Annotated in this window: 23 protein-coding genes; 2 read left to right on the top strand and 21 right to left on the bottom strand. The window is 34.0% G+C overall.

From position 1 onward, the window contains the following. The 3 genes from rsmB to V6C74_RS07875 are packed head-to-tail and all read right to left on the bottom strand — an operon-like array spanning position 1 to position 2,718. Entirely contained in the window at positions 1-1,308 is a 1,308-nt protein-coding gene (gene rsmB / locus V6C74_RS07865; protein WP_016898743.1) for a 16S rRNA (cytosine(967)-C(5))-methyltransferase RsmB, read from the bottom strand. Next, a complete protein-coding gene (gene fmt, locus V6C74_RS07870; RefSeq protein ID WP_002453047.1) occupies positions 1,305-2,237 on the bottom strand; it encodes a methionyl-tRNA formyltransferase in 933 nt (310 codons plus the stop codon). The genes rsmB and fmt overlap by 4 nt, the downstream gene beginning before the upstream one ends. Further along, entirely contained in the window at positions 2,230-2,718 is a 489-nt protein-coding gene (locus V6C74_RS07875; RefSeq protein ID WP_002453046.1) for a peptide deformylase, read from the bottom strand. Before V6C74_RS07875 ends, fmt begins: the two co-directional genes overlap by 8 nt. A 220-nt stretch (positions 2,719-2,938) precedes the next feature. Between V6C74_RS07875 and V6C74_RS07880 the strand changes: the two genes are divergently transcribed. Then, positions 2,939-3,142 carry a TM2 domain-containing protein gene (locus V6C74_RS07880; RefSeq protein ID WP_002453045.1) on the top strand — a complete coding sequence of 68 codons (204 nt, stop codon included), beginning with the start codon at positions 2,939-2,941 and terminating at the stop codon, positions 3,140-3,142. Between the two features lie 121 nt (positions 3,143-3,263). On the opposite strand, the gene priA is transcribed toward V6C74_RS07880, so the two are convergent. The 4 genes from priA to gmk all read right to left on the bottom strand — a co-directional run bounded on the left by priA (position 3,264) and on the right by gmk (position 7,929). Continuing rightward, positions 3,264-5,672, bottom strand: a complete 2,409-nt coding sequence (gene priA / locus V6C74_RS07885) for a primosomal protein N' (RefSeq protein WP_002453044.1) — start codon at positions 5,670-5,672, stop codon at positions 3,264-3,266. Then, entirely contained in the window at positions 5,669-6,871 is a 1,203-nt protein-coding gene (gene coaBC / locus V6C74_RS07890; protein ID WP_002453043.1) for a bifunctional phosphopantothenoylcysteine decarboxylase/phosphopantothenate--cysteine ligase CoaBC, read from the bottom strand. Before coaBC ends, priA begins: the two co-directional genes overlap by 4 nt. Before the next feature lie 222 nt (positions 6,872-7,093). Continuing rightward, positions 7,094-7,306 carry a DNA-directed RNA polymerase subunit omega gene (gene rpoZ, locus V6C74_RS07895; protein ID WP_002435135.1) on the bottom strand — a complete coding sequence of 71 codons (213 nt, stop codon included), beginning with the start codon at positions 7,304-7,306 and terminating at the stop codon, positions 7,094-7,096. After that, the gene (gene gmk, locus V6C74_RS07900; RefSeq protein WP_002435146.1) at positions 7,306-7,929 is read right to left on the bottom strand and encodes a guanylate kinase; all 624 of its coding nucleotides are present in this window, start codon (positions 7,927-7,929) and stop codon (positions 7,306-7,308) included. The genes rpoZ and gmk overlap by 1 nt, the downstream gene beginning before the upstream one ends. Positions 7,930-8,169: 240 nt before the next feature. On the opposite strand from gmk, the gene V6C74_RS07905 reads away from it, so the two are divergent. Next, entirely contained in the window at positions 8,170-9,867 is a 1,698-nt protein-coding gene (locus V6C74_RS07905) for an NFACT family protein (RefSeq protein ID WP_002453042.1), read from the top strand. Positions 9,868-9,932: 65 nt separating this feature from the next. Here V6C74_RS07905 and V6C74_RS07910 read toward each other — a convergent pair whose 3' ends face one another. The 14 genes from V6C74_RS07910 to ileS all read right to left on the bottom strand — a co-directional run bounded on the left by V6C74_RS07910 (position 9,933) and on the right by ileS (position 26,612). Beyond that, positions 9,933-10,334 (bottom strand): VOC family protein, encoded by a 402-nt coding sequence (locus V6C74_RS07910; RefSeq protein WP_002453041.1) that lies wholly within the window; start codon positions 10,332-10,334, stop codon positions 9,933-9,935. A gap of 376 nt (positions 10,335-10,710) precedes the next feature. After that, positions 10,711-10,929 carry a hypothetical protein gene (locus V6C74_RS07915; RefSeq protein WP_002453040.1) on the bottom strand — a complete coding sequence of 73 codons (219 nt, stop codon included), beginning with the start codon at positions 10,927-10,929 and terminating at the stop codon, positions 10,711-10,713. A 26-nt stretch (positions 10,930-10,955) separates the two neighbouring features. Beyond that, positions 10,956-11,567, bottom strand: a complete 612-nt coding sequence (pyrE, locus tag V6C74_RS07920; RefSeq protein ID WP_002453039.1) for an orotate phosphoribosyltransferase — start codon at positions 11,565-11,567, stop codon at positions 10,956-10,958. Next, on the bottom strand, positions 11,567-12,259 hold the full coding sequence (gene pyrF, locus V6C74_RS07925; protein WP_002453038.1) for an orotidine-5'-phosphate decarboxylase: 693 nt from the start codon (positions 12,257-12,259) through the stop codon (positions 11,567-11,569). The genes pyrE and pyrF overlap by 1 nt, the downstream gene beginning before the upstream one ends. A 32-nt stretch (positions 12,260-12,291) precedes the next feature. Next, positions 12,292-15,465, bottom strand: a complete 3,174-nt coding sequence (carB, locus tag V6C74_RS07930) for a carbamoyl-phosphate synthase large subunit (protein ID WP_016898747.1) — start codon at positions 15,463-15,465, stop codon at positions 12,292-12,294. Next, a complete protein-coding gene (locus V6C74_RS07935) occupies positions 15,458-16,552 on the bottom strand; it encodes a carbamoyl phosphate synthase small subunit (protein WP_002453036.1) in 1,095 nt (364 codons plus the stop codon). Before V6C74_RS07935 ends, carB begins: the two co-directional genes overlap by 8 nt. After that, positions 16,553-17,830 carry a dihydroorotase gene (locus tag V6C74_RS07940; protein ID WP_002453035.1) on the bottom strand — a complete coding sequence of 426 codons (1,278 nt, stop codon included), beginning with the start codon at positions 17,828-17,830 and terminating at the stop codon, positions 16,553-16,555. It abuts the gene before it with no gap. An 18-nt stretch (positions 17,831-17,848) separates the two neighbouring features. Further along, a complete protein-coding gene (locus V6C74_RS07945; RefSeq protein ID WP_002453034.1) occupies positions 17,849-18,730 on the bottom strand; it encodes an aspartate carbamoyltransferase catalytic subunit in 882 nt (293 codons plus the stop codon). Between the two features lie 26 nt (positions 18,731-18,756). Beyond that, positions 18,757-20,064 carry a solute carrier family 23 protein gene (locus V6C74_RS07950; RefSeq protein WP_002453033.1) on the bottom strand — a complete coding sequence of 436 codons (1,308 nt, stop codon included), beginning with the start codon at positions 20,062-20,064 and terminating at the stop codon, positions 18,757-18,759. Positions 20,065-20,304: 240 nt separating this feature from the next. Further along, positions 20,305-20,832 carry a bifunctional pyr operon transcriptional regulator/uracil phosphoribosyltransferase PyrR gene (pyrR, locus tag V6C74_RS07955; RefSeq protein ID WP_002453032.1) on the bottom strand — a complete coding sequence of 176 codons (528 nt, stop codon included), beginning with the start codon at positions 20,830-20,832 and terminating at the stop codon, positions 20,305-20,307. Between the two features lie 360 nt (positions 20,833-21,192). Then, a complete protein-coding gene (locus tag V6C74_RS07960) occupies positions 21,193-22,110 on the bottom strand; it encodes an RluA family pseudouridine synthase (RefSeq protein ID WP_016898748.1) in 918 nt (305 codons plus the stop codon). A 12-nt stretch (positions 22,111-22,122) separates the two neighbouring features. Continuing rightward, positions 22,123-22,599 carry a signal peptidase II gene (lspA, locus tag V6C74_RS07965; protein ID WP_002453030.1) on the bottom strand — a complete coding sequence of 159 codons (477 nt, stop codon included), beginning with the start codon at positions 22,597-22,599 and terminating at the stop codon, positions 22,123-22,125. 186 nt (positions 22,600-22,785) lie between these two features. After that, a complete protein-coding gene (locus V6C74_RS07970) occupies positions 22,786-23,583 on the bottom strand; it encodes a VOC family protein (RefSeq protein ID WP_016898749.1) in 798 nt (265 codons plus the stop codon). A gap of 278 nt (positions 23,584-23,861) precedes the next feature. Continuing rightward, entirely contained in the window at positions 23,862-26,612 is a 2,751-nt protein-coding gene (ileS, locus tag V6C74_RS07975; RefSeq protein ID WP_049390979.1) for an isoleucine--tRNA ligase, read from the bottom strand. Between the last annotated feature and the right edge of the window lie 167 nt (positions 26,613-26,779).

Consider the following 26,779-nt stretch of genomic DNA (forward strand, 5'->3'; position numbering starts at 1 on the left):
TTAACTTTCCTTTCTTTTAATTTGAGTTATAAAGAATCCATCCGAGTCAAAATCTTGTGGCAATATTTGTAATGTCTTTACTTGCTTTCCAGTAACAGGGTGTTGGAAAGGCTCAAATTCAAACTCTTCATTTTGTTTTAAAAATGTATAAATTACATTCTCATTTTCCATTTGTTCTATTGTACATGTTGAATACGTAATCGTACCACCAGATTTAATGTTATGTTTAATATTCTCTAATATTTGTAGTTGTAAATCAACAAGTGATTGAATGCTATCTTGAGTCTGAGTATATTTTATTTCAGGTTTATGTCTTAACACACCTAAACCACTACAAGGTGCATCTACTAAAATTTTGTCATACATCTCTTTATAAGGTTCAGTTGCATCATGTTGGAAAGCATGAATATTATCAAGCTTTAACTTTTTAATATTATACTGGATAAGGTCAATTTTATGAAGATGAATATCTGTAGCGTCAACTTGCCCTTCAGGAGATAATATTTCCGCCATATGACAGGCTTTTCCTCCCGGAGCACTACATGCATCTAATACTTTATCATCTCTGCCTAATTTCATTATATGAGCTACCATCATCGAGCTCTTATCTTGAATAGATACATAACCATCTTTAAAGGCTCTAGAATTTACAATCGTTTGCCCACTCACGTGCAAACAAAAAGGTAAAATATCATCTTTTTCAACATTAAATCCTTCATTTTCCAATTTAGTAACGATGTCATCTACAGAACCACGAGAAATGTTAGCTCTCACTGTTGACTTTACAGGAGCTAATAATGACTGTGCAATTTCTTCTGTTTTTTCAAGGCCATGATGCGTTACCCAGTGATTAACTAGCCATTTAGGCAAGCTATACTCTATAGCGATTCGTTTCTTGTCATCTCTTATTTCTTGAAAATCAGGCAGGTCACTTCTCATTAGTGAACGTAAAATACCGTTGACAATATTTCCATTATGATGGCCACCTCTTTGTTTAGCAATATCAACTGCTTCATTGATAATGGCATGATCTGGTACTTTATCTAAATAAACATATTGATAAATACTCATCCATAAAAGCTGACGTACCCATCCTTTTATTTTCGTTTTTACAAAAGGTTTTAAAATATAATCCAAGGTGTATTTTCTTTTAATTGTTCCATAAACAAGCTCAGTGAATAAATTTCGATCAACATCAGCGATGATATTAGAAGATAAGACTTCATTAATTTTCAAATTACTATATGCGCCTTCATTTAAAATATGCTGGATAGTTTCGAAGGCATGGGCTCTGACAGTATTTATCATATTAATTGTTTCCCAACTAGTGACTCTTGAACGCCACTAAGATAATTAGCTACTAACATGCGTTTTTTCCCAGCAAGTTGCATATCCGTTAAAGCGATAGCATCGTTAGATCCTGTTCCAATAATGATAGCTTTTTTAGTAGTTTCAATAATTTTACCCGTATCTCCATTTTTACCTGTGATAACGTGAGCTGAGAATAATTTAAGGTTTTTGTCATCCATAGTTGTATATGCTACAGGCCATGGTGATAACCCACGTATATGATTATGAATATCTTGAGCACTTTGGTTCCAATTGATTCGTTCATCTTCTCTGCTAATGTTAGAAGCAAATGTCGCTTTTGCATCATCTTGAGGAATACTATCATTCGTTTCATTAATAATCGAAGGCATTGTTTCTCTAAGTAAATCAGCACCAAGGAAACTTAATTTATCATGCATTGTACCTACATTATCATCTTCCTCAATGTTAATTGCTTTCTGAGAAATAATATTACCAGCATCTAATTTTTTCACCATATACATTATCGTTATGCCTGTCTCTGCTTCGCCATCAATAATTGCTTGGTGAATGGGTGCGCCACCACGATATTTTGGTAGTAATGAAGCGTGTACATTAATTGCTCCTAAACGTGGGGCATTAAGTAAAGACTCAGGTAGTAATTGACCAAATGCAGCGGTAACAATTAAATCAGCATCTAACGTTAATAATTCTTCAAGTTCTGCTGAATCTTTAAGTTTTTCAGGCTGATAGATTTTAATGTCATGTTCAAGCGCTACTTTTTTTACAGGAGGTGGCGTCATAACTTTTTTACGACCAACTGGACGATCAGGTTGTGTCACCACTGCAATCACGTCGTGTTCTGCAATTAACATTTCTAGTACTTTAGTTGAAAAGTCAGGTGTACCCATAAATATAATTTTACTCATTTTCAAAATATGCCTCCACTTCATCTTCATTTAAAATACGATTTGCTTTCTCTGTAAAAAGGATACCATTTAAATGATCTACCATATGTAATATCATTCGAGCTACATCATCATACGCTGTCAATTCAACTTGATTTCCATTTACATCATTGCATTGTACAACAATCATTTTACTTCTAGTTACCTCACCAAAAATATTAGGTAAAGTAATCGAACCTTCAAGATCAGTAATTTCTTCATCAGAATGACTTTTAATGACTGGATTAATTAATTGAAGTAGTCCCTCGAGTTCCATATCGATTAATGCAACTCGTTGGTTCACCCCAATTTGTGGTGCACTAATTGCAGCAGCCTCTTCTGCATATAAAGTATCTTCTAAATCCTGTAATAATGATTTTAACTGGTCATCATATTGATTCACGGTCTTAATTTCTTTTTTTAAAATCGGATGTGTAGATTTAACCAATTTCTTTACTGTCATGCTAACGGCTCCTCTTTAAAATTCATCATATCATTATAACTTACTTAAATTGAAATTGCGACCTTTCTTAAAAGTAATTTTAATTATTTAATGTCTTGCAACTTTAGTCTGAATTTGATTTATGGGAAAGTAAAATAATTGATTTTAATCTATGAACTAATAAAATACTAAGTAAGGTAAGTTTATTAAAGACTTAAAAATCTGGACGGAGGTGAACATTATGGAAGTAAATAAGGTAATATATATTTTATTAGCTGTTTTTCTAGGAAGCTTTGGCATTCATAAATTTTACGCTGGTAAACCATTTCAAGGAATTATGCATATTTTATTCTGTTGGACAGCCATTCCTCATATTCTAGCTATCATCAGTGCAATTTTAACTTTATTCAGACCAGCTGACGAATATGGTAATGTAACAATGTAAATATAAAAGTTTATAGTTGGTTACACAACTGCTTCTAAAATATTTTAAAAAGGCAATTTCTGTATGATTAAAACAGAAATTGCCTTTTTGCATTTATCTTATTTAAGCTCATATGATAGTATCACATCATCATTTGTGGGTTGATATCAATTTTAAGTGCTAATTTTTCTTTTACATACTGGTCATGATAATAATCATCTAAATATTGAAGTGCCTGATGTAATTGTGGTTCACTTTTATATTTTACTAAGATTTGGAAACGATATTCATTATTTATCCTTGATAAGGCTGCGGGCGATGGCCCTAGAACTAAAGCTTTCTCACTTAAATGCTGCAATAATATTTGATGAATGTGTTTTGACGCTTCCATCACTTTTTTCATATCTTTATGTGAAATTGTAAAATTAATTAAGAAATAATAAGGTGGATATTTCCCTAGTTTACGAAAGTTCATTTCTTTTTGATAGAACGTGAGATAATCATTTAGTTTTACATCTTCAATAGCATAATGTTCCGGATTATACGTTTGTATAATGACTTGACCTTCCTTTTCATGACGACCAGCACGACCAGAAACTTGAGTCAATAATTGATATGTTCGTTCACTTGCTCTAAAATCAGGCAAATTAAGCATGGTGTCAGCATTTAAGACACCAACTAATGTGATATTAGGATAATCTAAACCTTTCGCAATCATTTGCGTACCTAGGAGAATATCACCTTTACCCGCTTCAAAGTCATTTAGTAACTTTTCATGTGCACCCTTTTTAGATGTGGTATCAACATCCATTCGTATAATTCTTGATTCTGGAAATTCCTGTTGCAACAATTCCTCAACACGTTGCGTTCCAGTACCTACTTGTCTAATATGATCACTTTCGCAATTTGGGCATAAATTAGGTGGTGTTTCTTGATAACCACAATAATGACATTTCAGTTGATCAGTCGTTTTATGATATGTCAATGAAATATCACAATTAGGACATTGCGGAACATATCCACAATCTCTACATAACATAAATGAAGCATAGCCTCTTCTATTTAAGAAAAGTACGATTTGTTCTTGTTTATCTAAGCATTGTTGAATCGCTTCTTTAAGCGAATTAGAGAACATAGAGCGATTTCCTTCACTTAACTCTTCACGCATATCTACAATATTAATATGAGGTAATGCCTGTTGATTCACTCTATGTGGTAAGGATAGTAATTCGTAAACATCTTTCTCCGCTCTCGCATATGTTTCTAAACTTGGTGTCGCGCTTCCGAGTATGACAGGACATTGATGATATTGACTACGCCATTGTGCGATATCTCTCGCATGATATCTTGGATAATCTTCCTGTTTATATGTAGATTCATGTTCCTCATCGATAATAATAATTCCTAATTTTTTAAAAGGTGCAAACACACTCGAACGTGCACCTACACTTACACGCGCACGACCGTCACGGATTTTTTGCCATTCATCATAGCGTTCACCATTAGATAAACCTGAATGAAGTACAGCAACATCATCTCCAAAACGACGTTTGAACCTTAAAACCATTTGAGGTGTAAGGGCAATTTCTGGTACAAGCATCATCGCCTCTTTACCTTTATTTAAAACGGCTTCTATTGTTTGTAGATAAACTTCGGTTTTGCCAGAACCTGTCACACCATGTAGTAAAAAGGTTCTAGATTCATTGTGATCAATTTTATTTTTAACTGCTTCATAAGCCTGTTGTTGTTCAGTTGTAAGTTGACGTTTATCTTCTTGTTCAAATATGCGGTTAGCAAATGGATCACGATTAACCTCAGCATCATATTTTTCAACGTAGCCCTTTTTAATTAAAGAATCTAAACTAGACTTAGAGAATCCAATATCTTCTATTTCTTTTAAAAATATAGTGCGATGCGATTCCTCTAATAAAAAAGCGTATAAATCATATTGTTTCGCGTACTTTTCAAGTCGAGCTAAAACATCATCTCCATTGAATTCTTCTCTTACAGCAATCGCTCTTTGTGTTTTCTTCTTAATATTTTGAGTCAATAAAGTGACTTCTTGTACAAGTCCCTCTTTCATTAAAGAGAGCAGGTCATCTAAATCATTATTGTGTTGCGCATCTTTATATAAATAGTGACCATCTTTATTAAATTTCTTTAAAATTGCTTCAGGTAGGTCATCCCCCTTAATTATTTCAAAAGCTTTATTATATTTTGCTTTTATTGCACTCGGCAGCATAGCCTCAAGCACAGAAATACGTTTAGTAACGTGATAATGACTCATCCATTCACTTAATTGAACAAGTTCTGTAGTAAGCTCTGGTTGAATATCTTGAACTTCTTTAATCGCTTTAAGCTTGGAGATGTTAACATCTTCATCAGGTTCATCTTGAATGTCCATCACATAGCCTTGGATAGTACGAGGTCCAAAAGGAACAATCACACGCACTCCAACTTGAACGACACTTTCTAAATGAGTCGGGACAATATAATCGAATTTAAAATCAACACTTTTAGATGGTATATCAACAATTACTTTTGCAATCATTGTTGCCACCTAGTTTCTAATTCATCTAAAATTTGTTTAGCTAATTCTACTTTTTTGCCCTTCTTTATATTGACCATATCTTTATTCTTAAAATGCATCGTCAATTCATTATCATCAGAACTAAATCCTATAGATTGATCACCTACATTATTTGAAATAATGACATCAGCATTTTTACGAGCTAATTTATCTTGCGCATACGCTTCAATATTTTGAGTTTCAGCAGCGAAGCCAACTAAATATTGATGCTTTTTGTTGTCACCTAAATACTTTAAGATATCAGTTGTACGCTTGAATGTGACAGATAAGTCTCCTTCACGTTTCTTCATTTTATGATCTAGCACTTCTGAAGGTGTATAGTCTGAAACAGCAGCCGCTTTAAAAATAATATCTTGCGCATTATATCTTTCTTTTACAGCATTGAACATGTCCTCAGCACTTTGAACATGTATCACATTGATGCCCTTAGGATCTGTTAATTGCGTAGGCCCTGTTACTAATGTTACTTCAGCCCCCTTCTCTCTAAGAGCTTCAGCTATCGCAAAGCCCATTTTACCTGAAGAACGATTTGTAACATATCTCACCGGATCAATGACTTCAACTGTAGGCCCTGCAGTTACTAGAGCTCTCTTCCCTGAAAATGAACTATCAGTCGAAACTGCATCATTATTGAAAAATTGGTTCATTACAGACACAATTTGCAACGGTTCTTCCATTCGTCCTTTTGCTACATAACCACAAGCTAAATACCCGTCACCAGGTTCAATGAAATGATAGCCATCTCCTTTTAGAACTTCAATATTACGTTGAGTACGAGGATTTTCAAACATATGCACATTCATTGCTGGCGCAACAAACTTTGGCGTTTCAGTAGCAAGTAACGTTGATGTAATCATATCGTCAGCGATACCTACACTTAACTTCGCAATTGTATTAGCTGTAGCTGGCGCTATAACAATTGCGTCTGCCCAATCGCCTAAAGATACATGTTGAATTTCTTCTGGTGTTTCTTCTTTAAAAGTATTGGTATAAACTGGATTTCTGCTAATAGCTTGAAATGAGAGTGGTGTAACAAACTCTTGTGCATGGTTAGAAAGCATTACTCTAACTTCATAACCTGCTTGAGTTAACTTACTCGTTAAATCTATCGCTTTATATGCTGCAATGCCTCCAGTTACAGCTAATAAAATGTGTTTCATTATATAATCTCCTTGATACTTAACTTAAAATATTCATTTAGACAGTTAAAATGTTCAATTCCTATGCATAATTAGAGCATGAACCATGTTCTTCATATTTAATTTTATTATACACAAATAAGTTTAATAATTAAAAAAACACACCTTAATCATTATGGATCACACATCTAAAATATGTGTCCTTAATAAGGTGTGTCAAAGTTATAGACTAAAGTAAAAATATTAACCTAAGTATTCTTCAGGAATTACTGGTTCAATTTTACCATCAGCAATTTCTTCTAAAGCTCTACCGACTGGTTTAGCTGAATGATAATTTTCTATAAGTGCTGTTTCATGTTTTTCATCTAACTCGCGTGCTCTTTTCGCAGCAGTTGTAGCGATAAGATATTTAGAATTAATTTTTGCAGTAAGTTGGTTTAACGGTGGATTTAACATTATTTTTTTGCCTCCAATAACATTTTTCTATATTTAGCTTCGATGCGCTCTCTTTTTAAATGTTCAGCTTCTACTATAGACTGAATTCGATTTTTAGCAAGTTCAACTTCATCATTTACGACCACATAATCATATAGATTCATCATTTCAACTTCTTTACGTGCTTCATTCACACGACTTTGAATTTTCTCATCTGATTCAGTGCCTCTGCCAACTAAGCGCTCTCTTAAGTCGTCAAGACTTGGTGGCGCAAGGAAGATAAACAATGCATCAGGAAATTTTTTTCTTACTTGTTTTGCGCCTTCAACTTCAATTTCCAAGAAAACATCGTAACCTTGATCCATAGTATCTTTAACATATTGAACTGGCGTACCATAATAATTGCCTACATATTCCGCATATTCAATAAATTGATCGTCCTTAATTAATTCTTCAAACTGCTCTTTCGTTTTGAAAAAGTAATCTACACCATCCACTTCACCTTCGCGCATGTTACGAGTAGTCATTGATATAGAGTACTTATATGAAGTAGTGGGATCATCAAAAATCTGTTTTCTTACAGTTCCTTTGCCGACACCAGAAGGACCTGAAAGAACAATTAGCAATCCTTTTTCATTATCCATGCCTTACGACCTCTCTAAGCTATTCTTCTATTATTTAAATATAATATCATACCAAACTAAAGAATGTATAGGAGTACTTTTATCAGATTGATAAATAGTACTCCTTAATGCATTAACTTCAGTTTGATTATTTCACTAATGTTATTCACCATTCTATATTTTATAAAACTAAAACGATGACCGTTTAGATAACGCATGTTACAATATGATGAATGAAAAATTTTAAGGTGGCAGATAAATATGGCATATGATGGCTTATTTACTAAAAAGATGGTTGAATCATTACAAAATTTAGTTTCAGGTCGTATTCACAAGATAAATCAACCTGAAAACGATACTATTATTATGGTAGTACGACAAAATCGTAAAAATCATCAATTATTGTTATCTATTCATCCTAGCTTTTCAAGATTACAAATTACAGATAAAAAATATGATAATCCATTTAATCCACCTATGTTCGCACGTGTTTTTCGTAAGCATTTAGAAGGTGGATTTATAGAAAATATACGTCAAGTTGGCAATGATCGTCGTGTTGAAATTGATATTAAAAGTAAAGATGAAATCGGCGACACAATGCATCGTACTATTATATTAGAAATTATGGGGAAACATAGTAACCTTATTCTTGTAGATGAAAATCGCAAAATTATTGAAGGATTTAAGCATTTAACCCCCAATACTAACCAATATCGTACTGTAATGCCTGGCTTTGAATATGAAGCGCCTCCAAGTCAAAATAAGTTAAATCCTTATGAAATTTCTGGACAAGAAGCATTGAAATATATTGATTTCAATGCAGGCAAAATTTCTAAACAATTATTAAACTCATTTGAAGGGTTTAGCCCACTTATTACAAATGAAATAGTTAGTCGTCGACAATTTATGACACAAGATACGCTACCAGAAGCATACGATGAAGTGATGGCTGAAACTACATTAACCCCGACTCCTGTTTTTCATAAAAATCATGAGACTGGCAAGGAAGATTTCTATTTTATGAAATTAAATCAGTTTTATGATGATGTCGTAGAGTATGACTCACTTAACGATTTACTCGATCGTTATTATGATGCTCGTGGGGAACGAGAACGTGTTAAACAACGTGCAAATGATTTAGTCAGATTTGTACAACAACAATTGCAAAAACAACAAAATAAATTGAGTAAGTTAATTGATGAGTATGAGAGTGCTAAAGATAAAGAAACACAACAACTTTATGGTGAATTAATTACTGCAAACATTTACAGAATCAAGCAAGGTGATGAATCGGTAACGGCACTAAATTATTATACCGGCGAAGAAGTAAATATACCGCTCAATCCAACTAAATCCCCTTCAGTAAATGCTCAATACTATTATAAGCAGTATAACCGACTTAAAACACGTGAACATGAATTAGATCATCAAATTCAGTTAACGAAAGAAAATATTGATTACTTTTCAAATATCGAGCAACAATTAGAACATATCACCGTTGATGACATAGATGATATCCGCGACGAATTAGCTGACCAAGGTTTTATGAAACAGCGTAAAAATACTAAAAAGAAAAAGAATGCTCAAATTCAATTACAAACATATCGTTCAAGCGATGGTGACACCATCTTAGTCGGTAAAAATAATAAGCAAAATGATTACTTAACAAATAAAAAAGCACAAAAGTCTCATATTTGGTTCCATACTAAAGATATCCCAGGTTCGCATGTCGTTATTTTAAATGATAGTCCTAGTGATGAAACAATTAAAGAGGCTGCAATGTTAGCTGGTTACTTTTCTAAAGCAGGAAATTCTGGTCAAATTCCGGTTGATTATACAGAAATTAGAAATGTTCACAAACCATCTGGCGCAAAACCTGGCTTTGTAACTTATGACAATCAAAAAACATTATATGCAACACCAGACTATGATAAAATCCAACAAATGAAAGAATCTTAATATAAATAAATTCCGTGCGATAAACTGGATAAGTTATCGTACGGAATTTTTAATCATTCTCATCCTTATTCTGGTAGAGCAAGTTGGAAACTAACCCCAAACTTATCTTGAACCCAAGCAAACTCTCTAAAAGGTGGCATTTCAGTTTTAGGCATAAGAATAGCGCCTTCTTTTTTCAAGCCACTAAATAAGCGTTCCATTTCCATAGCATCTTTAACAGTGACATATAATGACATAGCAGGATTCATAGGCAATTCTTCACCATTATTCGCATCAATCGCCATAAATACTTGACCATTTAAAGTAAAGATAGAGTGTTGTACTGTTCCTGGAGTGCCAGGTCCATCTTCATCATATTTAACCATCGTCAATATTTCACTATCTTCGAATAGACTTGTATATAAATTAATTGCTTCTTCAGCTTGGTCATTGAACATAAGAAATGTTGTAATTTTAGGTATTTCCACTTTATATCTCCCCTAGTTTTTAAATTTTAATTACTTTACCAATTTAAGTATCTCGTATATCATTTTAACATGATAACTATTAGATTGTAGAATCTCACGATACAGATGAAACAAAACTATGGCTTCATTTTTTTTATGTTTATAAGATAGCTTACCCTAATCTTATTGTCACATAACAATTTAAATAAAGCTTTTTACTATATAGGGAGGTATGGCTAAAAATGATAATTCATTATGGTCTTCCAATTTTAATTTTATTAGTTGTTTTACTTATCGGTTGGTTACTCACTAAAGTATTTATCCGTTAATAAAAAAGAGCCAAAGACATGAAATTTCATGTACTTTGGCTTTAAATATTTTCAGATTTAATTTTCGATTATAATTGTCCTTTATGACGTAAACTTTCTTTAGCTCTTTTAAATATATCACCAGAATGTGTGAATGCATCATCATCTATTGATTCTGAGAAATCTCGAACACTTTCGTCAATGCTTTTTAAGTTTTTTGGGGCTTTGTAATCATCTTGTCTTTTTAGAAAATCATTACAATGCTTCATCGTAACATAAAGATAATTATTTTCATCTCTTTGAGTCATTCACGTTCCCCCTTCATAAACTTATCTTATGACAAGTTATCTCTCCAATCAACTAAAGTCTGAATATCATCTTCAGAAATTTTTCCTTCTTCTCTCGCTACTTCAATTAATTCATTATAATTACTTAAAGTATAGAAAGGAATTCCCGCTTCTTTGAATGTAACCTCTGCTTTATTCAAACCATACGTGAAAATAGCTACTACGCCAAGCACATCAGCACCAGCCTCTTTTAAAGCCTCTACAGCTGTTACTGAAGAACCACCAGTAGAAATTAAATCTTCAATCACTACAACTTTTTTACCTTCGCTTTTAGCGCCTTCAATTTGATTTTGTTTACCATGGCTTTTACTTTTAGAGCGAACGTAGTTCATTGGTAGTTCCATCTTTTCAGAAATAAAAGCAGCATGAGGTATACCTGCAGTTGCAGTACCAGACACTATTTCTACTTCTGAAAAGTGTTCATTTATTAATCGTGCTAAACCATCCCTAATTGCATTGCGTACTAAAGGATAACCAAGTGTGACACGATTATCACAATAAATTGGAGATTTAATCCCAGAACTCCAAGTGTATAAATCATTCGGAGACAATGAGACTGCCTCAATATCTAATAAAGCTTTTGCAATTTCTTTAGCCATTAACCTAACCAACTTTCTTTGATATTTTGATAGCTCTCTACAGGACGATCACTTTGCGTAATGGGTCTCCCTACTACTATATGTGTAGAACCTAAGCTTTGAGCTTCTTCGGGCGTGGTAATACGTTGTTGATCATTTTGAGCAGCACCCTTAGGTCTAATTCCGGGAGTGACTTTCATAAATTCAGGGCCTAATTCCTGAGAAATTAATTCAGCTTCTAGCGGTGAACATACTACACCGTCTAAACCAGCTTTATGAGTAAGACGAGCATAATTTAGTACCGCTTCATCAATAGTAGTTTGAATATTTTGCTCTTCATGCAACTGTTGTTCAGTAGTAGAAGTAAGTTGTGTTACAGCAATTATTTTAGTATGAGGATTAATTTTTCTTAAACCTTTTTTAGCCTCTTCCATCATCTTCACACCGCCAGCAGCATGAACATTTACTAAATCAACATCTAATCGTGCTAATCCTTCCATAGCTTTGCTTACGGTATTCGGAATATCATGCAATTTTAAATCTAAGAAGATATCGTGACCTCTCTTTTTTAGAGATTGGATAAGTCCAGGCCCCGTTTGGTAAAACAATTCCATACCAACTTTGACACATAATGGTTCATCAAATTGATCTAAAAAGGCATTTACTTCTTCTGCAGATTTAAAATCTAATGCAATGATTGGTAAATTTCTCATTTAAATACTCCTTCAATCATTCATTCTTTTAATTACATATTTCTCATTGTGAAAGTCATACTTTCAATTACGTTAGTCAATGCACTTGCAGTATCAAGTGATGTGAGACATGGCACACCATTTTCTACAGTTGTACGACGGATTTGGAAACCATCACGTTCAACCTCTTTACCTTTAGTCATTGTATTAATAACGATTTGTACTTCACCATTTTGAATACGAGTAAGTAAATCATCTTCGCCACCAATTTTTCCTACAACTTCAACAGGTATTTGGTTGTCTTCAAGTTTTTCAGCTGTACCTTTAGTAGCTAAAATTTTATAACCCACTTCATTTAAGCGATGTGCTATTTTTACGATTTCGTCTTTATCTTTATCGCTAACAGTCATTAAGACTGTGCCATGGTCTTTGACTTCTACACCACTACCTGTTAGTCCTTTGTAAAGCGCCTTTTCAAGAGTAAGATCTTTACCCATAACTTCACCAGTTGATTTCATCTCAGGTCCAAGCGTGATGTCTACATTTTTCAATTTATTAAAGCTAAATACTGGAGCTTTAACAAATACACCCTCTGAGTATGGTTGAATTCCTTGATGATATCCTATATCAGCTAATTTATGTCCCATAATAGAACACATAGCAAGCTGTGCCATTTGAATGTCAGTAATTTTACTTAAGAATGGGACCGTACGACTTGAACGTGGATTAACCTCTAACACATAAACACCATCATGAGCGATGACAAATTGAATGTTGATTAAGCCAATAATATTTAATCCTTTAGCTAGTTTAATTGTATAATCCTCGAGCGTATCAATCTCTTCTTGCGTTAACGTTTGTGGTGGGTATACTGCAATCGAGTCACCACTATGCACACCAGCACGTTCAATATGTTCCATAATACCAGGAATAATAACTGTATCTCCGTCACAAATAGCATCCACTTCAATTTCTTTACCTGTTAAGTAACGGTCAACAAGTACTGGATGTTCAGGGCTTGCTTTAACTGCTTGTGTCATATAATTTTCTAATTCTTGATCATTATCTACAATTTCCATAGCACGGCCACCTAACACGTATGAAGGACGTACGACAACTGGATAACCGATTTCACGCGCATTTTCAAGTGCCTCTTTAGGAGATGTAGATGTCTTACCTTGAGGTTGCGGTACTTCAATCTGACGTAATAGCGCTTCAAATTCTTTTCTATCTTCAGCGCGATTTAAATCTTCTAAAGAAGTTCCCATGATTTGAACACCATGTTTAGCAAGTTTATCAGCTAAGTTGATAGCAGTTTGCCCACCAAATTGAACGACAACACCTTTAGGTTGTTCTAAATTGATGATATTCATGACATCTTCTTCAGTTAATGGTTCGAAGTATAATTTATCAGATATTGAAAAATCAGTAGACACTGTCTCTGGATTATTATTGACAATAATAGCTTCATAACCCGCATCTTGAATAGCCCATACAGCGTGTACAGTAGCATAATCAAATTCTACACCTTGACCAATGCGAATAGGTCCTGAACCTAATACGAGGATTTTTTCTTTATCTGTTACGATTGATTCATTTTCAGATTCATACGTACCATAATAGTAAGGAGTCGTAGATTCGAATTCCGCAGCACATGTATCTACCATTTTATATACCGGTTTTACATCATTTTTAACTCGTAATTGATAAACGTCGTCTTCATTCATGTCCCAACGATGTGCGATGACTTTATCGCTAAATCCATAATCTTTAGCATATTTAAGGTATTCCAAATCACCTTGATGTTCTTTTAATTCGTGTTCTATGTTGATAATGTTTTGGAATTTATTTAAGAAGAAATAATCAATTTTCGTCATTTTATGGATTTCCTCTAAAGTTGTACCTCGACGAATAGCTTCTCCTATGAAGAATAGTCGTTCATCATCTTGATGACCAATACGTTCCTTAATGTAGTCTAAATCAAAGCTTTCACCATTTGGTAAACCTAAGTGATGCACGCCATACTCGAGTGAACGAATCGCCTTGAGTAGTGATTCCTCGTAAGTACGGCCAATAGCCATGACTTCTCCAGTTGCTTTCATTTGCGTACCTAGTTCACGTTCACCTTTTTCAAATTTATCAAATGGGAAACGAGGTATTTTAGAAATCACATAATCCAATGTTGGTTCGAAAGCAGCATAAGATGTTCCGGTAATAGGATTTAACATTTCATCTAATGTTAAACCTACTGCAATTTTCGCTGCTAATTTAGCAATTGGGTAACCTGTAGCTTTAGAAGCTAAAGCTGATGAACGAGACACTCGAGGATTCACTTCAATGATGTAATAATTAAGAGAATGTGGATCTAAGGCAAGTTGTACGTTACATCCACCTTCGATACCTAATGCTCTAATTACTTTTAATGACACATCACGTAACATTTGATATTCAACATCTGACAATGTTTGGCTTGGAGCTACGACAATTGAATCCCCTGTATGTATACCTACTGGGTCGATATTTTCCATGTTACATACAACAATGGCATTATCATTTTTATCACGCATGACTTCATACTCAATTTCTTTATAGCCTGCTATAGATTTTTCGATTAAACACTGTGTAGCCGGACTATAGTGCAATCCATTACTTACGATTTCTTTTAAATCGTCATCATTGTAACAGATTCCACCTCCAGTACCACCCATAGTGAAGGCTGGTCGTACGATAAGTGGATATCCCACTTGTTCTTTAAATTCAAAGGCTTGCTCTACTGTATTAACAATGTCACTTTCAGGCACAGGTACATTTAAATCATTCATAAGTGTTCTAAACATTTCACGGTCTTCAGCTTGTTGAATGGATTCTAACTCAGTCCCTAAAAGTTTTACATTATTAGCAGCGAGTACACCACTATCATGGAGTTGAATTGCCATGTTTAAACCAGTTTGTCCACCTAATGTAGGCAACAATGCATCTGGTTGCTCTTTACGTATAATGCGAGCAATAAAGTCATGAGTTAATGGCTCAATATAGACTTTATCAGCGATTTCTTTGTCAGTCATAATTGTCGCAGGGTTTGAGTTTACTAATATTACTCTATATCCCTCTTCTTTTAGAGCAAGACATGCTTGCGTACCTGCATAGTCAAATTCTGCAGCTTGACCTATAATAATTGGTCCTGAACCTACTACTAAAATTGTTTGAATATCGTCGCGTTTAGGCATTAAAATGACGCTCCTTTTCTTTGAACTCATTCATCATCGTTATAAACTCATCGAATAAATAGTTTGAATCACTTGGGCCTGGTCTTGCTTCAGGATGATATTGAACAGAGAAGGCAGGTAATTGTTTATGTCTTAAACCTTCAACTGTACCATCATTAAGCGCAATGTGTGTCACTTCTAAATCAGTATCTTTAAGTGAATCACGATCAATTGAATAACCATGATTTTGACTGGTGATGTCTACTTTACCTGTTCTTAAATCCTTTACAGGGTGATTAGCACCACGATGTCCGAATTTCATTTTGAAAGAAGTGGCACCTTGAGATAAAGCGAAAAGTTGATGTCCTAAGCAAATGCCGAAGAAAGGTATTTTACCTAAGATACCATTGATCATTTCGATAGCAACTTCATCTGGATCTCCAGGGCCGTTAGATAACATCACTCCGTCCGGTGACATGCCTAAAATTTCTTCTGCTGTTGTATTGTATGGTACAACGGTTACATTACAACCGCGTGAATTAAGTTCACGAACAATGTTTTGTTTCTTCCCGAAGTCGAGTAAAACAACACTTAAATCTGAACCTGTAGATACATACGGTGTTTTTGTAGAAACTGTTTGAACTTCATCTCTTGGCAATTCAGCAGTTTTTAATTGTTCTGCAAGCGCTTGAATGTCATCTTTATTATCTGTAAATCCAGCTCTTAACACACCGTGTTGGCGAATCTTACGTGTGATACTTCTAGTATCCACGCCAGAAATACCTGGGATATGATATTGAACAAGTACTTCGTGTAATGTTTTTTGGTGTCTAAAGTTACTAGGATGTGTGCTTGCCTCTTTCACAACTACACCATTCAATGTCGGTGTTAATGATTCAAAATCATCACGATTAATACCATAATTTCCAATTAATGGATAAGTAAATGTAATGATTTGACCTGTATATGAGGGGTCAGAAATAGTTTCCTGATACCCCGTCATTGCAGTATTAAATACGATTTCGCCTATTGAAAGATCATCAGAACCTAAGCGATATCCTTCATAATAAGAGCCATCTTCCAGTACAAGATAACGTTTTTCAAGCATCTATTTTTCCTCCTCAAATACTACTTCGCCTTTAACCATTGTTAAAATCGGATTACCATAAACTTTTTCACCGATAAATGGTGTATTGTCGGCCTTAGATAAGAAATCTTCACTTCTGATTTCTTTATCATTATTTAAATCAATAATTGTTAAATCAGCATAACTATCTTTATGCAATTTACCATAATTTAAATTAAAGATTGTTGCAGGTTTAATAGTGAAATAATCCACTAACTGTTGAAGTGACCAATTACCTCTTCTTACAAAATGAGTGTAAAGTAATGGGAAAGCTGTCTCACTACCTACAATACCGAATGGTGCTTGAGTCATTGGTTGATCTTTTTCTTCTTTCGCATGTGGTGCGTGGTCAGTGGCGATACAATCAATCGTTCCATCTAATAAACCTTCTAATAACGCCTCTCTATCCTCTTTACTTCTTAATGGCGGATTCATTTTATAATTGGCATCATCACCTGGTACATCATTTTCAGTTAAAAGTAAGTGATGCGGTGTTACTTCTGCAGTAACGTGAATGCCCGCTTTCTTAGCGTCTCTAATTACACGTACACTTTCTTTAGTAGAAACGTGACATACATGATAATGACATCCTGTAGCTTCAGCTAGTAAGACATCTCTAGCAATTTGTACTGATTCGGCAATATTTGGAATACCTGGAATACCTAGTTCTTCACTACGTTTACCTTTATGCATTGCGCCACCATAAATCAAGCTATTATCTTCGCAATGTGCTACGATTGGTTTCTTAACACGAGCTGCTTGTTTCATAGCTGCATACATCATACTGGCTTGTTGAACTCCTACGCCATCATCTGTAAATGCAAATACCCCTTCTAATGCTAACTCTTTGAAATCAACAAGTTCTTTTCCTGCTTGTCTTTTAGTGATAGATGCGTAAGGTAATACACGTACTTTAGCTGTTTCTGAAATTCTTTGTCTTAATTCTCTAACATGTTCAACTAAATCTGGTACTGGTCTAGTATTAGGCATTGGGCATACAGTAGTGAAACCACCTCTTGCAGCTGCTTTCGTACCAGTTTCAATTGTTTCTTTATGTTCCCCACCGGGTTCACGTAAATGCACGTGGACATCAACAAATCCTGGTGCGATTAAATTACCTTTAGCATCGATAACTTCAATATTTGGTGATGAAGAATTGATTTTACTACTAATTGTTTTAATACGTTTACCATCAATTAAAATCTCAGTATCTTTTAAAATTCCGTTTCTTAAAATCTTTCCATTTTTGATTAATTTCATTTTTAAAATAACCCCTTCCTATTTTAAAAGCGCGCTTATAACTGCCATTCTTAAATACATCCCATTTTCCATTTGTTTAAAAATGCGTGATTTTGGTGCTTCTACTAAATCACTTTTAATTTCGACACCTCGATTGACTGGAGCAGGATGCATGACAATGGCTTCATCTTTTAATTTATCATATCTTGACTGAGTTAACCCATATTGTTGATGATATTCCTCTGCTGCAAAATTAGCTTCACCAGCTATACCATGTCTTTCATGTTGAACTCTTAACAACATTACAATATCGACTTGATCAATCACATCATCTATATTAACGTATGGCGCCTCTAATGTCTCATCTACCCATTCTTTAGGACTTGAGAACATTACATTTGCACCTAGCGCTCTCAAACTATGATAATTACTTCTAGCTACTCGAGAGTTTTTAATATCACCGCAAATCAATATGTTTAATCCATCAAATGATCCATACTCTTCATATATAGTCATTATATCTAGTAAACTTTGCGTAGGATGTTGACCGCTTCCATCTCCTGCGTTTGCAATAGGTATATTGATGTTTTCTAATTCTTCGTAATATGCATTTTGAGAGTGACGAATAACTAATAAATTAACACCAATACTTTCTAATGTTTTACAAGTGTCATATAAAGACTCCCCTTTTTTAACTGAAGAGGTACTCGTTTCAAAGCTCACTTGTTTTAGCCCTAATTTGAGTTCAGCTACTTCAAAACTACACTTTGTTCTTGTTGAATTTTCAAAGAATAAGTTCGTTACATACGTATCATCAAATTGAGGTAAAGCTCTTTCACCTGATTTATATTGGCTTGCAGTTATAACTAAATCATATATTTCGTCAGTTGATAGATGTTCCATAGATAATAAATTTTTCATATAGCGCCCTCCTAATGGATTAAATCTTAATTTTCTTCTTTTTTATCTTTTGGCAAAATTAAATTTAAAATAATTCCAGAAAGTGCGGATAATGCCATACCTTCAATTTGTAAATTAATTCCAATACCTTTTAAATTGATAAGTAAATTACCAATACCTACTACAAGTATTACTGAAGCAATCACTAAGTTACGGTTACTTGAAAAATCTACATTACTTTCCACTATCATACGCAAACCACTCGCCGCAATGATACCAAATAATAGTATAGAAACACCGCCCATGACAGGAGTAGGTATCGATGAAATCAATGCAGTAAATTTACCTATGAAAGCTAGAATGATTGCGATGACTGCTGCCCCACCAATTACGTAAATACTATATATTTTAGTAATCGCTAGTACGCCTATATTTTCACCATAGGTTGTACTTGGAGGCCCACCGATAATGCTCGCAAACATTGTAGAGACCCCATCTCCAATAATTGATTTATCTAATCCTGGATCTTTAAAGAAATTGCGACCTACAATTTTATTAATGACCATTTGATGACCGATGTGTTCACTTACTGTTACAAATACAACGGGTATCATCACTAATACTAACCCTAGATGAAATGACGGCGTGTAATCTTTAAATGGTAAATAAATATGTGGAAAATCTAACCATTTTGCTTGAGCAATAGGCCCGAATTTTACTAAGCCCATAAAAATAGAAACAATATAACCTACTACAATGCCAATTAATACAGGTATCAGTGATAAAAATCCTTTAAAGAAACCTTGTACTACGATTGTGACTATAAGAGTAATAAGCGCAACAAGTAAATAACTTAAGTTATAACCTTTCATATCTGAAGAATTCTCATACATAGCCATATTAACGGCTGTAGGTGCCAAACTTAATCCAATCACCATAATCACTGGTCCCACTACAACTGGTGGTAGCAAATGCATTAACCAACCCGTTCCACTTAATCTAATAAGCAAACCTATAATGACGTACATCAAGCCACTCATGAACAGAGCCACTAACATATCTCCTAAGCTGTGTGTGCTTAGGCCAGTGATAATCGGTGTAATAAAGGCGAAACTTGAGCCTAAATAAGCTGGAATTTTAGCTTTTGTGATTAATATGTAAATAAGCGTGCCGATACCTGAAGCAAGTAATGCAGCTGATATCGGTAAATGCGTTAAAAATGGTACAAGGACAGTTGAGCCAAACATTGCAAATAAATGTTGTAAACTTAAGAATGCCCATTGTGCTGGTTTAGGTTTGTCTCTAACATCAAGCACTGGCTTAACAGTGCGCTCAAACATTTGTTCATTTTCCATTTAATTCATTTCCTTTCATAAAAAAATCTCTTTACATCAGCAAATGCAAAGAGACTAATTGAAATGTATTTGAATAAGGTTTCACACCTTTAAGGTTACATTTCTAACGAAGTATTACATTAAGCAATGTTTAAGATATGATTAAATCTTTAGTGATTGCACATTCATTCCATTATATATCAAATGCTTAATTTATTTACTTCACCTTTTTCAGTCTCTCGTACTGCTTTAAAAGGGATATTATTTAATTATTACTGCATTCTGAGTATCAATTTCATTTAAATAAACTGAAACGGATTCATCACGTGCAGTTGGTATATTTTTTCCTACGAAGTCTGCTCGGATAGGAAGTTCACGATGACCTCTATCGACAAGCGTTGCTAGTCCAATTTTAACTGGTCGTGAGTGTAATAATATTGCGTCTAATGAAGCTCTTACTGTACGACCGGTATATAAAACATCGTCAACGATAACTACCACTTTATCAGTAATGTCAACGTCGATATCAAACGCTTTAATGTCTGATTGTTGTGTGACATTATCAATATCATCACGAAAATGTGTGATATCAATCGTGCCGGTTGGTACATTACGCTGCTCAATAGCGTGAATCTTTTCTTGGATACGATTCGCTAAAAATGCGCCTCGTGTTTTGATTCCTAAAAGCACTAAATTGTCAGTGCCTTTGTTATATTCTAAAATCTCATGTGCAATTCGAGTGATTGTACGTTGTATCGCGGCTTCATCTAAAATGATACGTTCAGACATCGTTTCACCTCTTCTATATAGAAAAAACCTCATATCTTTAATCAAGACATGAGGTTAAGGCGCACTTCAAGAAAATAAATTACACTTAAGTAATTAACTTTCAAGTATATCATTACAGCATTTTCACTTTAAGAACGCGAATACATTCTTAAGCAAAATTACATTAATATGCATAATTATTCCTATTATCATGTCTTCGGAGCCTCTCTGGACTCGCAATTAAAGACTAAGATTAATATATTTAAACTGTTACTAGTCTAAAACTTTTTGATAAATAAGTCAATGTTTTATTTAAACTAAAAGTTATCAATAGTATTCGAAATGTTTAACCTTATAAAGTGGTTAAATTATTAAAATATTTTAAGCATCACGACGTCGAATGTCTTCTAATAAATCTTTAAAATCATTAGGCAATTCCGAACTTCTTTCAATATACTCATGTGTTACTGGATGATCGAAACCAATTACACCTGCGTGCAATGCTTGACCACCGATATCTAATGTTTTCTTCGGACCATATTTAGGGTCTCCCACAAGTGGAAAGCCAATATATTTCATATGCACACGGATTTGATGCGTACGTCCAGTTTCTAATTCACATTCAATCAATGTATAATCTTTAAAATGCTCTAATACATTGAAGTGCGTGACAGCTTCTTTTCCATCATCAACTACAGACATAGCTTGACGATCGTTTTTATTACGACCGATTGGAGCATCTACTGTGCCATAATCATGTGGGATATTACCGTGAACTAACGCAGTATATTTACGTTTAACACTTTTATTCATAAGTTGCTCGACAAGACCTCGATGAGCGATGTCATTTTTAGCAACCATCAATAATCCAGAAGTATCTTTATCAATACGGTGAACAATACCCGGACGTATTTCACCATTTATACCAGATAAGTTTTTAATTTGATACATTAAACCATTCACGAGTGTTCCAGTGTAATGACCTGGTGATGGATGTACTACCATACCTTTAGGTTTATACACAATCGCCACATCATCATCTTCATAATAGATATCCAAATCTAAATCTTCTGGTTGAATATCTGCTTCTACGACTTCCTTTTCAGTAACAATTATATGATCATTTAATTTAACTTTATAATTAGATTTAATCACTTTATCATTAACTTTGACTAAATCCTCTTTAATCCAATCTTGGAGTTGACTACGTGACCATGCATCATTAGACTCAGATAAAAATTTATCTATTCGTTGACCGACTCGTCTTTCATCTGTAATCTTAAATTCATGTTTTTCCAAGAGTATACCTCCTTAATTCTTTTTAGTTGTATCTTTCAATAACGCGATAACTACAAATATAACACCTATTGTTAAACTTGAATCTGCAATATTAAAGATCGGGAAATCATAACCAAATATATTTGTATCTATAAAATCGACAACTTCACCATTAAATACACGATCAATAAAGTTACCTAACGCACCAGCAAAGAGTAAGCTAATTGCAACTTGCATAAATAAATTATATTTAGCTTCTTTTATATAAAACAGCACGAGAACTACTAAAATGACTAGTGTGATAATATAGAAAAATCCCATTTTACCACTTAAAATTCCCCAAGCTGCTCCGTTATTTCTATGTGAAGTAATATTTAGAAAATGAGGAATGACTTCATAGGAATCACCAATTTTCATGGATGAAGCAATAATCCACTTTGAAACTTGGTCAAAAACTATAATTAAAATTGTTATTAGAAGTGAGATTCCAGTATAATATTTCTTTTTCATTCATGTGCCTCCATTCAGTTCAACGTCACTTTTGACAACACTTAACATTATATCCTACTCCAAGTCATAAAAAAAGATTGCCGAGTATAAATCTATTCTTTAATAATTAATGGGTAGCATCAACATATAAAAAGTTGAGACCTAATAGTGTCCCAACTCTTTATAGTAAATATTAATTTCATGCAATCATTCTTCTTTAATTCGATTAAATCTGAAGTATAATCCATCTGGACCTTTTAAATTTATATGCGTAGATTCAGGGTAGTGGAAATCAATCAACGCTAAACCATAAGTGTTTTCATTATCAATACGTTTTGTTCCTGATAACCATTGATTCACCGCTAAATGATTATAATAATTATTTGAGGATAAGAATAACGAGAAATCATCCATATAAGCTGACTCTTCTAAACCGAAATAGTTAAGATAATATGCTTTAATCTCTGAAATTCTAATCGTTTTAAGATGCAAAGAACCAAATTTCGCTTCATCAGGTATACCTTGCCATTTTGCGTCAGAAACTTCTTTCAACAATCTAGGTACATTGATGGGTCTTATATCCATTTTCACTCTATTTTCTTCATCATAATTCCACATTTCAAAATCATAGTCGACATAAAATTTGAGCGCGTTGCCTTCAGGATCTTCAACAAAGAGAGATGTTCCAACACTTTGTTCTCCACCATTGACCGGTATCTCAAAATCACTCAATTGTACTAATAAATCTGCTAGAGAGGATAAATTAGGCAGCTCAATTCCTATATGAAATAAGCCAGCTTCAGACATGAGTGGTTCTCTACCATTTTGTATTTCATTAAAAGTTATATATTGATTATGAGCTCCAACCTTATATTGAACAGCTTTCATAGATTCATTAACAAAATTAAACCCTAAAACTTCTTCATAAAAAGCTCTAATAACTTCTATATCACGTACATTGATTATTATTCCATTGACGAAATGTGCATCTTTACTATGAAACATCTTTCTACCCTCTCAACAATTACTTGTACTATTAATGGTAGTCTTAATTTAAGACCCCATCACCATATTTTTAACATTATGACTAAAAACATTTAAGAATTCAAATTTCTGATTTATAGTATCCATTTAAAGTCTATGTAGATATTATTCATAACATCTTACTACTCATTTTCAAATAAATTTTTCAAAGTAAAAAGACCTAAGAAAACTTCTTTATGATGAGAAATCTTCTTAGGTCTTTGATTCATAATTATCACTTAAACGTAATTATTGAGAAATTATACTAATGTTTTAACTACTTCTTGGCAACGTGGGCAAAGATGATCAAGTTCTCCTACAGAACCTAATTCATCACTATAGTTCCAACATCTTTCACATTTTTCGCCTTCTGCATGTTCAATGCGAATGTCACCATATTTGTACGTTTCTCCATTTTCAACTGAATCGACAACTTCAACTTGAGAAACGATAAATAATTGTTGTAAGTCTTTGAACTCTTGTAAGAACTCGGCAGCTTTAAATGACTCATTATTACCGATAACTACTTTAGCTTCTAATGATTTACCAATAACTTTTTCATTACGAGCTTGTTCTAATGCACGGTTCACATCGTCGCGTAGATCCATTAGTGTATTCCATTTATCTAATAATTCTCTATCAACTTCAACAACTTCTGGCATATCTGTTAAATGAACACTCTCTTCTTTAACATGAGGTGTATGTGACCATACTTCTTCAGCAGTATGAACTAGGATTGGTGATAATAATTTTGTCATATCAGTTAAGATTTGATATAACACTGTTTGCATACTGCGACGTTTATGAGAATCTTTCTTTTCAATATAAAGAATATCTTTACCATAGTCTAAGTAGAAGTTACTTAATTCTACGTTAATGAAGTTCTGAACTTCTTGATAGATGTTTAGGTAATCAAAATTCTCATAATTATTAATAGTGCTAGCCGTAAATTCACGTAAACGGTTAAGTAAATAACGATCTACGTCGAGTAATTCATTTTCAGGGATATAATCTGTCTCAGGGTTATAATCATTAATATTACCTAACATAAATCTTAGAGTGTTTCTAATTTTACGATAAACATCAGAAGTTTGTTTTAAGATTTCATCTGATATACGTACGTCTGCAAGATAATCAGTACTACTTACCCATAGACGTGCGATATCTGCACCTTTTTGCTTAACAACTTGGTCTGGAACGATGACGTTACCAAGTGATTTACTCATTTTTTTACCTTCTCCGTCCATAACGAAACCGTGTGAGAGTAAGAACTTATAAGGCGCTTGGCCACGAGTTGCCACAGCAGTAGTAATTGAAGAGTTAAACCATCCGCGATATTGGTCACTACCTTCAAAGTAAAGATCTGCTGGGAAACTTAACTCTGGTCTTGTTTCTAATACACTACGGTGAGATGAACCTGAATCGAACCAAACATCCATGATGTCTGTTTCTTTAGTAAATTCACCATTAGGGCTCCCAGGGTGTGTGAATCCTTCTGGTAGTAAATCTTTCGCTTCGCGTTCAAACCAAATATTTGAGCCGTGTTCTGCGAATAAATCAGCAATATGATTAACAGTTTCTTTCGTCATGATGATGTCACCATTTTCAGCATAAAATACTGGTAATGGAACACCCCATACACGTTGACGAGAAATAACCCACTCGCCACGATCACGAATCATATTATAGATACGTGTTTTACCCCAATCTACTTTAAAGTTAGTCTCTTCAATTGCATCTAAAATATCTTGTCTTACTTTGTTAATTGAAGCAAACCATTGAGGAGTTGCTCTAAAGATAACCGGTTTTTTTGTACGCCAGTCATGTGGGTAACTATGTGTAATAAAGTCGAGTTTAAGAAGTGCGTCCTTTTCAGTTAATAAGTCAGTGACAGCTTTATTCGCTTTGTCATAGAACATACCTTCAAATTGGCCACCCTCTTCAGTAAATACACCCTTATCATCTAAAGGACTGATGACAGGTAGTTCATATTTTTGACCGACAATATAGTCATCTTCCCCGTGTCCTGGAGCAGTATGTACACATCCAGTACCTGCATCTGTTGTAACGTGTTCACCATTAATCACTAATGATGTACGATCTAAGAAAGGATGTTGCGCTTCAACATACTCTAATTCTTTTCCAGTGAATTCTTTTTCAAGTTGAATTGATTCTTTATCCCAACCTAAGGCATCAGCTACAGTCTCAGATAAAGCTTGAGCAACAATATATTTTTGTCCATTTACATTATATTGACCATACTTAAGTTCTGGATGAACAGTGATGGCTACGTTTGATGGAATTGTCCAAGGCGTTGTAGTCCAGATAATAAATTTAGCATCTGAATCAACGACACCTTTATCATCTTTAATGTTAAATGCGACATAAATAGAGGCAGAACGTTTATCATGGTATTCAATTTCCGCTTCAGCTAATGAAGATTCACTTGATGGTGACCAATAAACTGGTTTCTTACCTTTATAAATTAAACCTTTATCTGCCATTTCACCGAATAAACGAATTTGTGCTGCTTCGTATTCAGGAGTAAGTGTAATGTATGGATTATCAAAGTCACCACGAACACCTAGGCGTTTGAAATCCTTCTTCTGAATATCTACTTGCTTAAGTGCAAATTCTTTACACTTTTCTCTAAATTCAGCAATTGACATTTTTTTACGGTCTACACCTTTTTTAGTTAAAGCCTGTTCTATAGGTAAACCATGTGTGTCCCAACCCGGTACATATGGTGCATAAAAACCTTGCATTGTTTTATAACGTACGATGAAGTCCTTGATAATTTTATTAAGTGCATGTCCCATATGTAAACTACCGTTTGCATACGGAGGTCCATCATGTAAGATATAGGATTGATTTCCTTTATTCTTTTCTAATGCTTTTTTATATTGATCTTCTGCATCCCATTTTTCCTGAATTTGAGGTTCTTTATTAGGTAAACCGCCTCTCATAGGAAAGTCAGTTTTGGGCATTAATAAAGTATCTTTGTAATTCATTCTGTTCACTCCTTCTAATGATAAAAAGAACTCTAAGTTCAATTAATAGGGACGGCTAAACCGCGGTACCACCCTATTTAACTCAACTTAGAGTTCTCTCGTAAATCTATTAAAAATTAAAAGCCAGTGATATAAGAAACAAACTATATGTTAGGCTCTCACCATTC

The sequence above is a fragment of the Staphylococcus capitis subsp. capitis genome, from assembly GCF_040739495.1.
GTDB classification, from domain to species: domain Bacteria; phylum Bacillota; class Bacilli; order Staphylococcales; family Staphylococcaceae; genus Staphylococcus; species Staphylococcus capitis.

Coding starts and splice junctions, on each gene's coding strand:
- gmk (WP_002435146.1), bottom strand. CDS start 7,929: ATGGATAATGAAAAAGGATTGCTAATTGTTCTTTCAGGTCCTTCTGGT.
- V6C74_RS07905 (WP_002453042.1), top strand. CDS start 8,170: ATGGCATATGATGGCTTATTTACTAAAAAGATGGTTGAATCATTACAA.
- V6C74_RS07935 (WP_002453036.1), bottom strand. CDS start 16,552: ATGCTTGAAAAACGTTATCTTGTACTGGAAGATGGCTCTTATTATGAA.
- priA (WP_002453044.1), bottom strand. CDS start 5,672: ATGATTGCAAAAGTAATTGTTGATATACCATCTAAAAGTGTTGATTTT.
- V6C74_RS07875 (WP_002453046.1), bottom strand. CDS start 2,718: ATGACAGTAAAGAAATTGGTTAAATCTACACATCCGATTTTAAAAAAA.
- V6C74_RS07880 (WP_002453045.1), top strand. CDS start 2,939: ATGGAAGTAAATAAGGTAATATATATTTTATTAGCTGTTTTTCTAGGA.
- pyrR (WP_002453032.1), bottom strand. CDS start 20,832: ATGTCTGAACGTATCATTTTAGATGAAGCCGCGATACAACGTACAATC.
- ileS (WP_049390979.1), bottom strand. CDS start 26,612: ATGAATTACAAAGATACTTTATTAATGCCCAAAACTGACTTTCCTATG.
- V6C74_RS07945 (WP_002453034.1), bottom strand. CDS start 18,730: ATGAAAAATTTATTATCTATGGAACATCTATCAACTGACGAAATATAT.
- rsmB (WP_016898743.1), bottom strand. CDS start 1,308: ATGATAAATACTGTCAGAGCCCATGCCTTCGAAACTATCCAGCATATT.
- rpoZ (WP_002435135.1), bottom strand. CDS start 7,306: ATGTTAAATCCACCGTTAAACCAACTTACTGCAAAAATTAATTCTAAA.
- V6C74_RS07940 (WP_002453035.1), bottom strand. CDS start 17,830: ATGAAATTAATCAAAAATGGAAAGATTTTAAGAAACGGAATTTTAAAA.
- carB (WP_016898747.1), bottom strand. CDS start 15,465: ATGCCTAAACGCGACGATATTCAAACAATTTTAGTAGTAGGTTCAGGA.
- V6C74_RS07915 (WP_002453040.1), bottom strand. CDS start 10,929: ATGACTCAAAGAGATGAAAATAATTATCTTTATGTTACGATGAAGCAT.
- pyrE (WP_002453039.1), bottom strand. CDS start 11,567: ATGGCTAAAGAAATTGCAAAAGCTTTATTAGATATTGAGGCAGTCTCA.
- V6C74_RS07970 (WP_016898749.1), bottom strand. CDS start 23,583: ATGTTTCATAGTAAAGATGCACATTTCGTCAATGGAATAATAATCAAT.
- V6C74_RS07950 (WP_002453033.1), bottom strand. CDS start 20,064: ATGGAAAATGAACAAATGTTTGAGCGCACTGTTAAGCCAGTGCTTGAT.
- lspA (WP_002453030.1), bottom strand. CDS start 22,599: ATGAAAAAGAAATATTATACTGGAATCTCACTTCTAATAACAATTTTA.
- fmt (WP_002453047.1), bottom strand. CDS start 2,237: ATGAGTAAAATTATATTTATGGGTACACCTGACTTTTCAACTAAAGTA.
- pyrF (WP_002453038.1), bottom strand. CDS start 12,259: ATGAGAAATTTACCAATCATTGCATTAGATTTTAAATCTGCAGAAGAA.
- coaBC (WP_002453043.1), bottom strand. CDS start 6,871: ATGAAACACATTTTATTAGCTGTAACTGGAGGCATTGCAGCATATAAA.